The organism is Hoylesella loescheii DSM 19665 = JCM 12249 = ATCC 15930 (genome assembly GCF_000378085.1).
Classification (GTDB): domain Bacteria; phylum Bacteroidota; class Bacteroidia; order Bacteroidales; family Bacteroidaceae; genus Prevotella; species Prevotella loescheii.
Window position 1 is genome coordinate 1 of the sequence record NZ_KB899231.1, and the last position, 15,704, is coordinate 15,704.

The window sequence follows — 15,704 nt, forward strand, 5'->3', positions numbered from 1 at the left end:
TGTGCCTTGCGCTCTTTGGCAAGCAAGGCCTGAAGCTCCTCCACTGTGGTGGGAATATTCTCTTTCTTCATCAGCTCCTGTATTGAGGACAAGTCGGGATTGCCATACTCCCGACAAAAATTGAGGAATGTGGTATAGGGCACACCGCAACTTAACGCAAAGCTGCGGGCATCCATACCGCTCGTGATGTACTTACTTAATAACAGAATTTTCTCCGTTTCATTGTACTTTACCATGTTTTTTTACTTTTTTTTGTTTGAGGTAAAGTGTCAACTTATTTAGTACACTACACAAAAGCCTTGGTACTGCACGTTGGGTGAATGGCCGATTGGTAAAGGCACAAATTGTTGTGGCTAGAAACGTTGCATTTTGGCTCATTGCAGCTGTTCGATGTTCAACTATAAGCCCAAAGATGTACGCGAGTTCGGGATAAGAGAAATTCGTTATGGCAACTACCGCGTAGCGGTTGGTCCTTTGGTAGGGCAGGGTTGGGAGTGGAAACGACCTACCCTGTCTAAGCGATGCATATAATCCTTCAAGGCCGTAGGTCTTGGTCTGTTTACGTTTGAACGATCTGTTTTTGGGAAACCAATGGCCAAAAACAATGTCATTCGCCAATAGCATTTGCCCGCATATCCGTCTATTGACTAGACAACAGATGCGGTACATGTAAAAAGACCAAGACCTACGGCCTTGTTTTGTAATTCCATCTGCAAGACAGGGTAGCTCACTTCGATCGCAACCCTGCCCTACCAAAAGACCAACCGCTACGCGGTAGTTGATTAGATAATCATTCGTTTTTATCTAATCTTTCTCAAAACACATCGTATTTTATCCTGAATTCACGCAAAGATGCTGTACATCTTCATGCCATTTGAACGCCAGTCAGAAAACAAAAAAACAGGCACAAGGCTGGTTTCCCAGTTGCTTGTGCCTGTTTTTTAAAGCGTTTTGTTGTATGGCGGTGTGCCGATAGCTACATGTTTGATGTGTGTCGGCAGCCATTAAACGATGATTATTGTGACTTAGTTTCTGAACACCAGTTTGCCATCAAGGGCATCGATGAGAATGGGCTTGTCGCGGTTAACCTCTTCGGCAAGAATCTTCTTGCTGAGATCGTTGAGCACGTAGCGCTGGATGGCGCGCTTAACGGGACGTGCACCAAACTCGGGATCGTAACCAAGGTCGGCCAAAAGACTGATGGCATCGTCGCTAACGTCTATCTTAAAGCCCTGCTCGGCAAGCATGCGACCTACCGAACGCATTTGCAAGCGAACCACTTCGGCTATCTGTTCTTTCGTGAGTGGTAAGAACATGATGGTTTCGTCGATACGGTTGAGGAACTCTGGACGTATGGTTTGCTTCAGCATGTCCATCACCCGCTGGCGCGTTTCGTCTAAAACCTCGTCGCGATTGGTGTCGTTGAGGTTGGCGCACTGTTGCTGAATGTACTGCGAACCTAAGTTAGAGGTCATGATGATGATGGTGTTCTTGAAGTTCACCGTGCGTCCCTTGTTGTCGGTTAGGCGACCATCATCCAGCACTTGAAGCAGAATATTGAACACATCGGGGTGCGCTTTCTCAATCTCGTCGAAAAGAACCACGCTGTAAGGCTTACGTCTTACCGCCTCGGTAAGCTGTCCGCCCTCATCGTAGCCCACATATCCAGGAGGCGCACCGATGAGCCTAGACACGCTGAACTTTTCTTGATACTCGCTCATATCGATGCGTGTCATCATCGATTCGTCGTTAAAGAGGTATTCGGCCAAGGCCTTCGCCAACTCCGTTTTACCAACACCCGTTGTGCCGAGGAAGATAAACGAGGCGATAGGACGTTTGGGATCTTGTAGCCCGGCACGACTTCTGCGCACGGCATCGCTAACTGCGGCGATGGCTTCATCCTGTGCAATAACGCGGCGATGTAGCTCCTCTTCGAGGTGCAGCAGCTTTTCGCGCTCGCTTTGCAACATTCGCGTAACGGGAATACCCGTCCATCGGCTCACCACTTCAGCAATATCGTCGGCCGTAACCTCCTCGCGCACCATGCCTTCTCCCGCCTGCGTGGCTTGCAGTTGTTGCTTGATGCTCTCGATATCGTTGTCAAGCTCTTTCAGCTTGCCATACCTAATCTCGGCCACACGTTCGTAATTGCCCTCGCGTTCGGCCCTATCGGCCTCGTGGTTCAAGCGTTCAATCTCCAGCTTGTTTTGCTGAATCTTGTTTACCAACGCCCTTTCGCTCTCCCATTTGGCCCTGAATGCCTTCTCTTGTTCGCGCAATTCGGCTATATCCTTATCCAATTGCGCCATCTTGGGCTCATCGTTTTCCCGCTTAATGGCCTCTCGTTCAATCTCCAACTGTTTAAGGCGACGGGTTATTTCGTCCAGTTCTTCGGGCACCGAGTCGCGTTCCATTCGCAGTTTTGCTGCCGCCTCGTCCATCAGGTCGATGGCCTTGTCGGGCAGAAAGCGGTCGGAGATGTAGCGTTCAGACAGTTGCACGGCGGCGATACAGGCATCGTCCTGTATGCGCACTTTGTGGTGGTTCTCGTAACGCTCCTTAATGCCACGCAAAATGGAAATGGCGCTAAGCTCATCGGGTTCGTTTACCATCACGGTTTGGAAGCGGCGCTCCAGCGCTTTGTCTTTTTCGAAGTACTTCTGATACTCGTTTAGCGTGGTGGCACCTATGGCCCTGAGTTCGCCACGGGCCAATGCGGGCTTCAAAATGTTGGCTGCATCCATCGCCCCTTCGCCTCCGCCAGCCCCAACGAGCGTGTGAATCTCATCGATGAAGAGAATAATCTGCCCGTCGGCGTTGGTCACTTCCTTGATAACACTTTTCAGTCGCTCTTCAAATTCGCCCTTATACTTGGCGCCTGCAACCAGTGCACCCATGTCTAGCGAATACAATTGCTTGTCTTTAAGGTTTTCTGGCACGTCGCCACGCACAATGCGCTCGGCCAAGCCTTCAACGATAGCGGTCTTTCCCGTACCGGGTTCGCCAATCAATATGGGGTTGTTCTTGGTGCGACGCGATAGTATTTGCAGCACGCGACGTATCTCGTCATCACGCCCGATAACAGGGTCGAGCTTGCCGTTTCGGGCATCTTCCACCAAGTTTTTGGCGTATTTCTCCAGCGATTGGTAGTTTTCGTCGCCCGATTGCGACTTCACCTGTTGCCCTTGTCGTAAGGCTTCGATGGCTGCGCGCGCGTCTTTTTCGGTGCATCCGGCATCTTTTAAGATGCGAGCAGCCGACGAATTGACGGCCAGCAAGGCCAGGAAGAGCGGCTCGACCGAAACAAACTCGTCGCCAAGGCTCTTCGATAGGTCTTCGGCCTTTAACAAAACGTTGTTGGCTTCGTTGCTTAGGTAGGGCTTACCGCCCTCTACGCGCGGAAGATGTTCTACTTCCGAGTTGGCCAACGTACTTACCTGCATGGCATTAACGCCAAGCTTCTGGAAGATGTAGTTGGTTACGTCGGCGGCCTTTTCAAGCAAGGCCTTGAGCAGGTGCACAGGTTCGATGCTCTGTTGTCCTGCCCGTTGTGCAATGTTCACGGCCTCCTGGACCGTTTCTTGCGCTTTAATTGTATACTTGTCGAAGTTCATTGTTTATATCTTTAATATTGTTTTATAGTCTGACTTATTGTCTGTTAAACACTATCCAAACAATGTGCCGAGGCTGTTTTATGTGTCAATTTGTCAGTTTAGTGACTATTTTTCATGTAAAACACAATTAATTGGCGGAAAATTTGTCACGTAAATTTGTTTTTCCTACCTTTGTCCCAACTGAATAAAAACCATCGGTAAAGTATTTAACGTAAACAATCAACCGACATTAAACCGTTTTAACTAAAAAGATATCGAACATGGCAAACAATGAACTTTTGATGAATGCCAACGAAGTGGTGGCATTCTTGCAAAAACCGTCTTCCGAATTTACCAAGGAGGATATTGTGCGTTTTATCCAAGAAAACGACATTAAGATGGTGAACTTTATGTATCCTGGGGGCGACGGCAAACTCAAGACCCTCAATTTCATCATCAACAACTTGGCTTATCTCGACACAATACTCACTTGTGGTGAACGTGTGGACGGCTCTAGCCTTTTCTCTTTCATTCAAGCAGGTAGTAGCGACCTCTACGTTCTTCCGCGTTTCTCGTCGGCTTTCGTAGATCCCTTCGCCGAAATTCCTACGCTTTGCATGCTGGCATCTTATTTCGACAAGGACGGCAATCCGCTAGAAAGCTCGCCCGAATACACTTTGGCCAAGGCTGCAAAGGCTTTCCGCGAGGTTACGGGTATGGAATTTCATGCCATGGGCGAACTGGAATATTACGTGATAACGCCCGACGAGGAGGTGTTCCCTGCCGTTGACCAGCGCGGATACCACGAGTCGATGCCCTACGCTAAAACTAACGACTTCCGCACGCTTTGCATGTCGTACATTGCTAAGGCTGGCGGACAGATTAAATACGGTCACTCCGAGGTGGGTAATTTCAGTCAAGACGGACTGATTTACGAACAAAACGAAATTGAATTCTTGCCCGTGCCAGTTGAAAAGGCTGCCGACGAACTGATGATTGCTAAGTGGATTATTCGCAACTTGGCCTATCAGATGGGCATGAACGTTACTTTCGCACCGAAAATCACCACAGGTAAGGCAGGTTCGGGTATGCACGTGCACATGCGCATGATGAAAGATGGCAAGAGCATGATGGTAGAAAACGGCAAGCTAAGCAATACCGCACGTACGGCTATTGCCGGTTTGATGCAGCTTGCAGATAGCATCACCGCCTTTGGCAACAAGAACCCGATGGCTTACTTCCGCCTTGTTCCTCACCAAGAGGCACCCACCAACGTATGTTGGGGCGACCGCAACCGCTCGGTTCTTGTGCGCGTGCCGCTAGGTTGGGCTGCTGGCATCGACATGATGCATAGGGCTAACCCGCAACAACCTGCCGAAACACCCGACACTTCGATGAAGCAGACCTTCGAAATGCGTTCGCCCGACGGGTCGGCCGACGTTTATCAACTTCTTGCTGGCTTGTGTGTTGGCTGCCGTTATGGCTTCGAATTGCCCAACGCACTTGAAATTGCAGAGCAAACTTACGTAGATGTGAATATCCACGATGCAGCAAATGCCGACAAGTTGAGCCGTCTCGGACAGTTGCCCGACAGCTGCGTTGCCTCGGCTGATTGCCTAGAACGCCAACGTAAGGTGTACGAAGCTTATGGCGTATTCTCGCCCGCAATGATTGATGGTATTATCAAACAGCTGCGCGACTTTAACGACAGCAACCTACGTAAGGAAGTAGAAAATCGTCCCCAAGAACTGAAAGAGTTTGTTGAACGCTACTTCCATTGCGGATAAGGCCAACGTAAGATAGCAAATTAAACCATAATTGTAAACCCAGAACAAGGGTGGGGCTGTGCGCCCTTCCCTTGAACTGGGGTTTGTTGTTTTTGCGTTGAGCCACAAAATAACAACCTAACGCCTATGTCTAAGAAAAAAATGTGCCCTGATGACAGGGCGTGAGGCTCGCCAATTAACCATTCCTTCGTTCGCATTTTCATCGTTCCGGGAATGCGCTTGCTAAGTCCTGATGATGCATTATTACATTAACCGCCGCGTTAAACATGTTTTGGACCGCTGTTCCAGTTGAATTGGAATGCTGTTCCAGTTGAATTGGAACCCTGTTCCAACTTAGCTGGAATAGGGTTCCAACTTAGCTGTAACAAAGCGAGAGTTGAAAAAGCTCACTACAAGAGCTTATCGGGTGAGGTGTGAAAGATGGCGTTTGGAGGACGGAAAGGTGAGTTGTTGGCGGTGATAGGCTATGGAATGAAGGGCCTAGATCGTGCCAAGTGAGTATCAAACGCTACGTGAATTCGGGATGAGATACGATGCTTTCTTAAGCAAGATTAGATAAAAAACGAATAGCAGTCTCGCCAACTAGCACTACGCGATAGCTGGCATAGCGAACATCTCTTATCCCGAACTCGCGTATATGTTCATGTCTAGCACGGATTTTGAAACAGACTGAGATAACATAACAACACATAATATGAAAGAGATCGATTATAAGGAGATGGAATTTAATCCATTCAACCTGCTAGGGAAAGAATGGATGTTAGTGTCTGCAGGTAATGAACAGGATGGGTGTAACACGATGACAATTAGTTGGGGACACCTGGGCTGCCTATGGGGACATAATGATCCTACGGCAGTTATCTATCTGCGCCCGTCACGTTATACGAAGACGTATGTGGATAAGGAGAAGTATTTCACTCTCTGCGTTATGGATAACGACTTCAAGAAGCAAATGGCTTATTTGGGAACAGTGTCGGGACGTGATGAGGATAAGATAGCAAAGGCAGGGCTTACCAAAGTGTTTGCTGACGAAACGGTATACTTTAAGGAGGCCAAGCTTGTACTTATCTGTAAGAAGCTGTATGCTTCGGAATTACAGGAGAGTGGTTTCGTATATCAGGAGACGCTCGATGAGAATTACCCTAAGCGTGATCTCCACACGATGTACGTGGGAAAGATAGAGAAGGTGTTGGTGCGTGATGATGAATAACCTCCCTTATGTTTGTGTCATTGGCGTAATCTGTAAGGGTAGGGACGTAATGCCAATTTTGTGTAAAGGCAGGTTCTGAAAACTGCCCTCACAGTATTTTTAGAACCTGCCCATAAATAATTCCCCTTTATTCGCTCAATCTAAACATGCGTGTGGCATGTGGACGAACCTTTGTTGCAAAGCTTTGTTTTACGGCAGAAAGCTTTTCGCCGGTCCATAAGTCCCTGCATTGATAGCGTTTGTTGGTATCGAAGGCTGGAATTTGGGTAAAGTCGAAGGTGGCTTCAAGCAGTTTGCCCGACATGTTGGTAACAGAGAGGGCCACATCACCATTCTCCAAGTCCTTGGCAAACATCACTAGGCTATCAGTTTCTGATATCAAGTCGGCCTGTTGACCCATTCGGTCTTGGTTAAGGGCGATAAGATGGCGATTGGTTAGTATCTTCAAGTCTTCTTTTGTCAGGGTGTTGGCACGTGGGTCGAACGATAAAGCCATGGGCGACGACCACATGCACCACAGCGCAAACTGCGTGGCGTATTCGTCTTGCGTCATGCCTGGACTGCCGAAACATAAGTCGTTCGAGGACTTACCCTTACCATGCAGACCTGTACAAAGCATGTCTGCATCGTTAAAACGATTGACACCCGAATACTGAGCAATGTCTTTCATGGCCTTGATGCTTTCTACCACGCCCGTTCCGCCTGGTTCGCAGGTCCATCTATCACGTACATCCGCACTCACACGCCAGCAACTTCCGCCTGCTTCAGCTCCCCAAAGCCATGGCTTTCTGTCGCCCCACTCACAGATATAAAGCGTAATGGGGCGCGCAACGGCTTTGAAAGCATCGCCCAAACGACGGTAACGTACAATGGCGGTGTCTTGTTCGGTGGGTGCATGGCAATAGTCGCACTTCACAATGTCCACGTCCCATTGGGCGTATTGTTCAGCGTCTATCTGCTCATAGCCATACGAACCAAACGCGCCAGCACAAGTTTTGTTGGCTGCATCGGTGTAAAGACCAAACTTCATGCCTTTGGCGTGCACATAATCGGCAACAGTACGCAGGCCATTAGGAAAGCGTTTGGGGTCGGGTAGTGGTTTCCCGTCGTCTGCACGCTTACGTGCTTGCCACAAATCATCCATCATCACCGTGTTCCAACCAGCCTGATACAAACCGTTAGCTCGAAACATGTCTGCCACGCTCTTAACGATGGCCTCCGAAACATCGCCTTCTACGGAGTTCCAAGAAAGCCATCCCATGAAGGGGAGAGGCATAGCCAATTTGTCGGACACGGTAAGCCTGATTTGTTCTTCGCTTACTTGTCCTTTGATGGTAGAAGTAATGGAGTACGTATATATGCCAGGCGTTTTCACCTTACCCTCAACCAAGTTGCGGCGAGCATTCCATTGCAATCCGTTAGGTAATCCTTTCACCCCGATAACAGCATCGCTGTGTATCGATTTTATTTTATGCATGAAGCGCACATTGGGTTGTGAGAATACGTTTTTGGCGCAACGCAGACCGTTATCGGCTGAGGCCACGAGTGGCATAAACAGCAAAAGAAGCGTGTAGATTAGACCTTTCATATCAAAGAATCAAATTTAGTATGTGTGCAAAGATAGGTAGAAACAGCTAGATGAACAAGCTTTATCATAACAAAAACATGCCTACGAGGTTGGAAACGCCGTTTCGCGCTCGCTATCCATTAAATAGAGCCTTCTTAAAAGCAGTTCGTTTGAGAGGTGGGAGATATGGTCTAGGCATCTGCTTTCAGTTCTCTTGCATTGTTACATGTGACGTGTAACCTGGTTACATGTTATGTGTAATGATGTTACAGATCATATGTAGCCTTGTTCCAGTTGATGTGTAATATGCGTACAGAAGGCCTATTACTCTTCGTCTTGTTAAAGGACGTAGTGCAGGAGGTGTGGTAATGGTGGATGAAAGGTAAGAAACAGATCCACGTCTAACCCCTCTTTTAAGGGGCGAATGGCCTGTTGCGCTTTACGATTACGGCATTAGTAGGCTGCTTTTGTTGTTTCTTGTAGTCGTATTCCTTTATAAATAATTCGCAAAAGACCTATTACTATGTGAGATTTTGCTAACGACCAAACGATTGTTGGCAAAATCTCACATAGTAATAGGTCTTTTGCAAGGTGGTTGTTATGTGGCGTTGGCCGATTGAGGGCCAATTTGCAGGCGAACGTTTACAGGTCGTCTTCGATGGCGGTGCTTTTGGCGTATGCCGTGCTTTTTGCCTCGAAGAAGTCGGTTTTCACCATGTTGGCGTTGGCGTATTGAGAAACCCAGCGCATGTTTTCGGGCTCTTCGATGTTGTCTTCAAACAAATTGCCGAATCCAAGACTACGCCAGCGCATGTTGCCAAGGTAACGAATGTAGTCGTTTACCATCTGCCCGTTAAGCCCTTGCACCTCATCGCCTATCACATACTGCCCCCATGCAATCTCTTGGCGCACTCCTTCGCGCATCATCTCTTCGTAGAGCTTCACCTTTTCGGGCGTAAAGTATTCGGGTTCTTCTTTCTTCATTTCGTGAATGATGTTGCGGAAGATCCACAGGTGCGTGTTTTCGTCGCGGTTGATGTAGCGTATTTCTTGTGCCGAACCCGACATTTTGCCGTTGCGCGCCAAGTTGTAGAAGAACATAAAGCCACTGTAGAAGTAGATGCCTTCGAGTATGTAGTTGGCTATGAGCGTCTTCATGAGCGATGCCTTGTCGTTGTTGGCATAGAACTCGTTATAGCAGTCGCCGATGAAAGTGTTGCGACGAAGCAGGTGCTCGTCGGTTTTCCACTGGTAAAGAATGTCGTTTCGCTCTTCGGGCGAGCAAATGGTGTCGAGCATATAACTGTAACTCTGACTGTGAACGCACTCTTGAAAGGCCTGAATATGCAGGCAGAGGTTCACCTCGTTGGCTGTGATGAATTCGGTTAACGAGGGCAAGTTGGCGCTTTGCAGCGAATCGAGGAACACCAAAAAGCTTAATATCTTGTCGTAAGCCTTGCGTTCGGCTGGCGGCAGCAGTGGGTAGTCTTTGGTGTCTTGGGTAAGATTTATCTCCTCTGGAATCCAAAAGTTGTTCATTGCCTGCCTGTACCAGTCGCTGGCCCAAGTGTAGCGCATGTTGTTAAAATCGTTCAGATTGGTGGTGTTTCCGCCAATCATACGTCTTTGTCGCAGGTCGGTATCGCCTTGAGGGTTAAACAAGGCGTTCTTTTTTAGCTTATTATCCATTTATAATATATTGCTGTTTCGTTTGTTTTTATTCTGGTTAGGGTTACGATGCGCAGCTTTCGCACTCTTCCACTTCTAGCGATTTGCTTCGCACGTAATAGATGGTTTTCACCCCACTTTGCCATGCCAAGAGGTAGAGGTCGAGCAACTGGCGCATGGTATAGTTGTTAGTGATATAGAGATTAACGCTTTGCGCTTGGTCAATGTGGCGTTGACGTATGCCCGCAGCCCGCATACTCCATGCTTGGTTGGTTTGATACGCGCCCTTGTAGAGCCAAAACGTACGGTCGGAGAGTGCTGGGGCCACACGTGGAAGCATCGCACCCTTCTTCTCTTCTAAGAAAAAGCGTTGCATTACGGGGTCTAGGCCAGCCGTGGTGGCAGCCACAATGCTGGTGCTACTTGTGGGGGCGATGGCCAGCAGGTAGGCGTTGCGCATGCCTTGTGCCTTTACGCGCTGAGCCGTTTGCTGCCATTGGGGCGAGTCGTAGTTGCGTTTCTCGAAGTAAGCACCCGTTTGCCAGTCGCTCCCCTCGAAGCAAGCGTATGATCCTTTCTCTTTGGCTAAGGCCGAGCTAGCCTCGATGGCGGCGCGGTTGATGCGTTCGAATACCTGATCTACAAACTGCAGGTGGTCTTCGCTCTCCCAATTTATGCCCCGAAGTGCTAGTGCGTGGTGATAGCCACTTACGCCAAGGCCAATGCTGCGATAGCGATGGTTGGTTATTTGGGCGTAGGGTACGGGGTAGAAGTTCAGATCGATAACGTTGTCGAGCGCGCGAACCACCGTCGCCACCACGTCGTTGAGATAGGCCTCGTTTTCTAACGGCAGGTTGCCAAGCGACAGACTGGCCAAATTGCACACCACGAAATCGCCTGGCTTTACGGTTCGCACTACTACGGTATCACCGTCTTTGGTCACCACTTCGTTGCTAACCTCTTCGATGGGTTGCATGTTTTGAGCAATCTCGGTGCAGAGATTAGAGCAATAGATGATGCCGTTGTGGGCGTTGGGGTTGGCTCGGTTAACGATGTCGCGGTTGAAAGTGAAGGGCGTTCCCGTTTCAACGGCCGAGCGAAGTACAAGGCGAATAACGTCTTTGAGCGTCATTGTGCGGCGCGAAAGACGTTTGTCGGCCACGCATTCGCGATACTTCTCTTCCCATTCCGAGCCGTAAAAGTCTTCTAACGCGTAGCCTCGTGTGGTGAGAACTTCGTTAGGACAGAACATGTGCCACTCTTGATTGAGGTCTTGTTGCATCATTTTCCAGAACAAATCGGGGTAACAAACGGCAGGGAAAATATCGTGCGCCTTCATTCGGTCATCACCGTTGTTGGTGCGTAATTGTAGAAATTCGGGTAGGTCTTTGTGCCAAACGTCCAGATAAACGGCCACTGCGCCTTGGCGAACGCCCAGTTGATCTACGGCCACGGCTGTGTCGTTAACCAACTTCATCCACCTAACCACGCCGCCAGCAGCACCCTTAAACCCGCGAATACGTCCGCCTGCGGCCCTCACTTTGCCAAAATAAAGACCCATGCCACCGCCAAACTTGCTCACTTGGGCAAAGTTGTCGATGCTGCGGTAGATGCCTTCAAGGCTATCGGGAACGGTGTCGATGAAGCAGCTTGACAGCTGATGGAAGGGCTTGCGTGCATTGGCTAGGGTGGGTGTGGCCATGGTTACTTCCAGACGACTTAACATATCGTAGAACTTCCTTACCCAATGTAGGCGGTTTTCGCCCTCGTTCATGGCTAGATGCAGTGCAATGCCAAGGAACATTTCTTGTACGCTTTCAACGGGTTTATGAGCAAACGACCTGATGACATATCGCTTAATGAGGAGGTCGAGACCTGAATAGTTGAGCAGTTTGTTGCGTTCTTCGTCGATGAAAGATGCTGCCTGCTGTAGTTCGCCATCGGTATAGGCCTCGGCGATATAAGTTCCGTAGAGGTTTTGGCTAGCCAAATGGCGAACCTTTTGGGCAAAGGATTGTATGTCTTCTGCTTGTTCGAAGGTTTCTAGGTCGCGTTGCAGGCGATAGCTAAGCAGTCGTGCAGCGATGAATTCCCAGTTTGGGGCTTCGGCCGAGGTAAGTTCCACGGCGGCCTTTATCAGTGCCGACAGCTTGTCGCGCCCGTTCATGTCGGCCTTAACAAAGCCCATGAACTTCTCGGCGAGTGCTGCAATGGGGTACAACTCGGGGTCAAAATCGGCCGCTATACCTTTCAGCGCGGGTGCAATTTCGGGTTGTTGCAGGGTGTTGGCTATCTTATTGAGGTATTTTCGCTGTTCGGTTCGTTGCCAGCGAAACAGGATATAGCTCTTGGCTTCAGCGTAAAAGCCACGTTGCATAAGGCTTCGTTCCACCTCATCCTGAATACATTCAACGTTTTGTTTCGCTGGGTTGGTTATGATAACTTGCTCTACGGCGATGGCTACGTCGCGAATTTCGTCTTCCACGATGGTTCGTCCCGTGCTAATAAAACTCTTCTTGATGGCCGTGGCTATCTTTTCCCTGTCGAAAGGGGCCATCGAACCATTTCTCTTGGTTATGTCCATGAGATTGACTTTGACTTGCTTATTGATTCAAAAAAACGTTTCGTGGCGTTCCCTATTCCCACGAGTGGAACGGCACTTTGACGAACGGGCAGGTCTTCTGACTTTGTTCTAATTCTCTTCGCCTTCCCGATTCGGCGCGCAAAAACAATGCGATTGAACCGAAACAGTGGCTTACGCGATGGCGTTATCTAAAAAATACCCGTTCTGTTACAGGGTATTTTGTGCTTTTTTAGAGTCGGCCTTTGGAAGAAAACCATAAAAAACTTACAGCTGCGGGACAGTCGGGGAGTTGCACCCCGTTCCCTTTTAATTGCCGGGCATTGAGCCCTAGCAAACCAATTCTGGCACAAAGGTACACATTTTGGCGCAAAGGGCGAAACATTTGCAGGGCGTTATGCAGGCCGAAAATGTCTTTTAACGGCTACAAGGCTTTTCGAAAATTAATGTTTATCTTTGTACCAACAAACAAAAGAAAAGGAATTATCATTATGATGGAAATAGGAAGCAAGGCCCCTGAAGTGTTGGGGCACGACGAAAACGGAAAAGAGATACGTTTAAGTGACTTTAAAGGCAAGAAGCTAGTGTTGTATTTCTACCCCAAAGACCTCACTTCGGGTTGCACAACGCAAGCTTGTAACTTGCGCGACAACTATGCAGAGCTGAAAAAACAAGGCTACGCAGTGGTGGGTGTGAGTGTAAACGACGAGAAATCTCACAAGAAGTTTATCGAGAAACACGACTTGCCGTTCCCGCTAATAGCAGACACCGAACAGAAATTGGTGGAAGAATTTGGCGTGTGGGGTGAGAAAAGCATGTACGGCCGCAAGTATTTCGGCACGTTCCGTACCACGTTTATCATCAACGAAGAGGGCGTGATAACCCGTATTATGCTGCCCAAGGAAATTAAGGTAAAGGAACACGCACAGCAGATATTGGGCAAGTGAGACCCAATGGGCTACCGCTAAGGATCACCAACTGATGCTCCACCTTATCATGGGCATAATGGGGACGATGCTAACTTGTTTCCATTGGTCGTCTTCGTGGAAGAGAGCGTAGGGGTTGTGCCTGTTAAACACGTTGAACACAGAGAACGACAGCTCTTTGGTACAACGCCTTCCGCGGGAGATGTAATTGTAGGCAAGGTCGGTACGGAAGTAGTTTGGGGTTGAAATGGCATTTCGGTCGGACATCTGTTGCCTATCGTAGATGTGGCGATAATATTCGTCGGGATGGATGTAACCCGTTTTGAGATTGTCCCAATGGGGAGGTGCGAAACCTTGATAAGTGCCAATGGGGAGGGTGAGCCTATTGCCCGAAGCGAATACCACATTGCAAGCCACGTTGTGTTCGGCTGTTCCTTTGCGTGTTGCTCGCCTTACAAAGGTGTATTGTAGTTGACAGTTAAGGATGTGTCGCCTATCAAACTTATAGGGAAACGACCTGCCACCGTTGACGAATGGATAGCTACGGGTGGTTTTAGAGAGGGTGTAAGCCAACGATGCCGTAAATGCGGGCAGGGTTAAAGCCGAACTGGCTTCAAGTCCTAAAGAACGTCCAGTGCCACTGGTAGCCTCTTCTTCCCAAGTGGAAGTGTTTAAGCCGAAGGCGTTAATGGGGCTGGTGTAACTTACGAGGTTTTTCATCTGGCGGTAATATCCCCCAATTGTGACGTCGAATTTTCTGTCGTCGGCCCATGCCTCCTTGACAAATGCACCTGCGTAAAATTGGTTTGTTTCCTCGTTTGGAAAGCGATCGTTGCTTGGCACTCTAATGTTGAGCGGCCAACCAGTGGGTAAACCTTCTAATATATGGTGAAATTGGTTCAGCCTATCGTAAGCCAGCTCTAAGCCCAGCCAAGGTTTGAAGTACCAATGAGTAAGCGCATGGATGTCGATATTCACTGGCAGGCGCTCTTCGTGAAAGCGAACGTTGCCTCTTAGACCTAGTTTCAGGTCGGCCCGTGTGGAAAATTTCAGGTCGGTTTCTGCAAAAACAGCACCAAGTGTGCTGGGGTAAGTCTGCACGTTGTTTATGCTCCGCTCGTCCGTTAGGGTTCGTTGCGTGCCATTGGTAAACCCTTGGTTCTGTAAGGAAAGGCCTGCACGCATGGCTACACCTTGCCCCCAAGCGTGGCTTAACATAGCCCTTAATGTCCATTCTTTCAGCTTAGAGGCGATGGCAATGTGCGAACGGGTGTCGCTGGTGTTAGGGGCGAAGTAGTCGGACTCTTGAATGGAAAACGCAGAAGTGTGGTAAGCCAAGAAATTAAAGCTGGTTTGTTCGCTCAACTTGGTGTCCCATTGCAGTTTGGCGGCTGTGGCCCTCCAGGCCTGATTGTTTCGTGCCTCTTGGTATTGGGTGTATTCGTAGAGGTCGTTCGTGTGGAAATAAAATACCGAAAGGGTGTTTCTTTCGTTGGCCTTATAGTCTAGCTTTACGCAAATGTCGTAAAGGTCGACGCGCAGTTTGTCGTCGGTTTTGTTCATCCAGTTCAGGATATAGGGCAGGATGGTGGTTCGTGCAGAGAGCCTTATCGACATCTTATCCTTTATTAACGGCAGACTGGCGTGCAATCCACAAAGGTATGGCGAGACGTATACTTTACCGCTGATGGGCGTGCCATAGTTGGGCTTGGGCGTAACGCTTATCAAGGCCGACGAATAACTGCCGTTCGTGGCAGGTAATCCACCTTTGTAGAAGTCGGCTTTGTCGGCCATTTCGGGTGGAATAACCGAGAAAAGCCCCATCAGGTGTGAGGTGACGTAGAGTGGAACACCATCGAAATGAAGTCCGTTGCCGCTGGTGTCGCCGCCCCTCACAAAGATGCCCAGCGTGCCTTCCATGCCAAACGAAGTGCCGGGAAAGCTCAAAGTATGCCTTATCACATCGGGTTCGCCAATGATAGAGATGGTTGAGGCTGCCTGACGGGCATCGTAACTAAACTCGCTACCACGGTTGCTGGGTGTGGTAGAGGTGATGGTGGTTTCTTTTAAGGCAACGTTTTTGGGTACTATATATATGGTGTTGCCGTTCAGCTTACGAAGGTCTACCTGCTTTGGCTCGTAAGCCACGTGCGAGATGGTGACAGTTGTCGCCCCCGCAGGCGAGTTAAAGCAGCCTGCGGCATCGGTAACGGTTGTGCGTTCGGCGGTTTGGTTGTCGAACATTACACGGCAACCGCGCACGGCGAGTTGGGTTAAGCTGTCCCTAACCACGTATGTAGCTGCCTTGTTTTGTGCATAAAGGCAAGCGTGCACACAAAAAGCGACGATGAAGAGGGCTATGTTTCTCATCT

General features: G+C 49.0%; 8 protein-coding genes, 1 pseudogene and 1 riboswitch. Of the genes and pseudogenes, 3 read left to right on the forward strand and 6 right to left on the reverse strand.

Annotated features, from left to right (window positions below):
- A pseudogene (locus F453_RS0113405) lies at positions 1-236 on the reverse strand (transposase); the annotation flags it as partial.
- A 789-nt stretch (positions 237-1,025) separates the two neighbouring features.
- The gene (gene clpB, locus F453_RS0113415) at positions 1,026-3,614 is read right to left on the reverse strand and encodes an ATP-dependent chaperone ClpB (protein ID WP_009161876.1); all 2,589 of its coding nucleotides are present in this window, start codon (positions 3,612-3,614) and stop codon (positions 1,026-1,028) included.
- A gap of 260 nt (positions 3,615-3,874) precedes the next feature.
- Between clpB and F453_RS0113420 the strand changes: the two genes are divergently transcribed.
- Positions 3,875-5,380 (forward strand): glutamine synthetase family protein, encoded by a 1,506-nt coding sequence (locus F453_RS0113420; RefSeq protein WP_018968469.1) that lies wholly within the window; start codon positions 3,875-3,877, stop codon positions 5,378-5,380.
- A gap of 694 nt (positions 5,381-6,074) precedes the next feature.
- A complete protein-coding gene (locus tag F453_RS0113425; protein WP_018968470.1) occupies positions 6,075-6,590 on the forward strand; it encodes a flavin reductase family protein in 516 nt (171 codons plus the stop codon).
- 127 nt (positions 6,591-6,717) lie between these two features.
- Here F453_RS0113425 and F453_RS0113430 read toward each other — a convergent pair whose 3' ends face one another.
- From F453_RS0113430 to F453_RS0113440, 3 genes are all read right to left on the reverse strand, one after another.
- Positions 6,718-8,178, reverse strand: coding sequence for a glycoside hydrolase family 27 protein (locus F453_RS0113430; protein WP_018968471.1), 1,461 nt, complete (start codon positions 8,176-8,178; stop codon positions 6,718-6,720).
- A gap of 621 nt (positions 8,179-8,799) precedes the next feature.
- The gene (locus F453_RS0113435; protein ID WP_018968472.1) at positions 8,800-9,846 is read right to left on the reverse strand and encodes a ribonucleotide-diphosphate reductase subunit beta; all 1,047 of its coding nucleotides are present in this window, start codon (positions 9,844-9,846) and stop codon (positions 8,800-8,802) included.
- A 43-nt stretch (positions 9,847-9,889) separates the two neighbouring features.
- Entirely contained in the window at positions 9,890-12,409 is a 2,520-nt protein-coding gene (locus tag F453_RS0113440; protein WP_018968473.1) for a ribonucleoside-diphosphate reductase subunit alpha, read from the reverse strand.
- Positions 12,410-12,479: 70 nt separating this feature from the next.
- Positions 12,480-12,764, reverse strand: a riboswitch (cobalamin riboswitch).
- Between the two features lie 136 nt (positions 12,765-12,900).
- Between F453_RS0113440 and bcp the strand changes: the two genes are divergently transcribed.
- Positions 12,901-13,353, forward strand: coding sequence for a thioredoxin-dependent thiol peroxidase (gene bcp / locus F453_RS0113445; RefSeq protein ID WP_025790196.1), 453 nt, complete (start codon positions 12,901-12,903; stop codon positions 13,351-13,353).
- Between the two features lie 24 nt (positions 13,354-13,377).
- On the opposite strand, the gene F453_RS0113450 is transcribed toward bcp, so the two are convergent.
- Positions 13,378-15,702: a TonB-dependent receptor gene (locus F453_RS0113450; RefSeq protein ID WP_018968475.1), complete on the reverse strand. Its 2,325-nt coding sequence runs from the start codon at positions 15,700-15,702 to the stop codon at positions 13,378-13,380.
- Between the last annotated feature and the right edge of the window lie 2 nt (positions 15,703-15,704).

What these genes read in the sequence shown, in the direction of transcription:
- F453_RS0113435 (WP_018968472.1), bottom strand. Translation starts at nt 9,846, where the DNA reads ATGGATAATAAGCTAAAAAAGAACGCCTTGTTTAACCCTCAAGGCGAT.
- bcp (WP_025790196.1), top strand. Translation starts at nt 12,901, where the DNA reads ATGGAAATAGGAAGCAAGGCCCCTGAAGTGTTGGGGCACGACGAAAAC.
- F453_RS0113450 (WP_018968475.1), bottom strand. Translation starts at nt 15,702, where the DNA reads ATGAGAAACATAGCCCTCTTCATCGTCGCTTTTTGTGTGCACGCTTGC.
- F453_RS0113420 (WP_018968469.1), top strand. Translation starts at nt 3,875, where the DNA reads ATGGCAAACAATGAACTTTTGATGAATGCCAACGAAGTGGTGGCATTC.
- F453_RS0113425 (WP_018968470.1), top strand. Translation starts at nt 6,075, where the DNA reads ATGAAAGAGATCGATTATAAGGAGATGGAATTTAATCCATTCAACCTG.
- F453_RS0113440 (WP_018968473.1), bottom strand. Translation starts at nt 12,409, where the DNA reads ATGGACATAACCAAGAGAAATGGTTCGATGGCCCCTTTCGACAGGGAA.
- clpB (WP_009161876.1), bottom strand. Translation starts at nt 3,614, where the DNA reads ATGAACTTCGACAAGTATACAATTAAAGCGCAAGAAACGGTCCAGGAG.
- F453_RS0113430 (WP_018968471.1), bottom strand. Translation starts at nt 8,178, where the DNA reads ATGAAAGGTCTAATCTACACGCTTCTTTTGCTGTTTATGCCACTCGTG.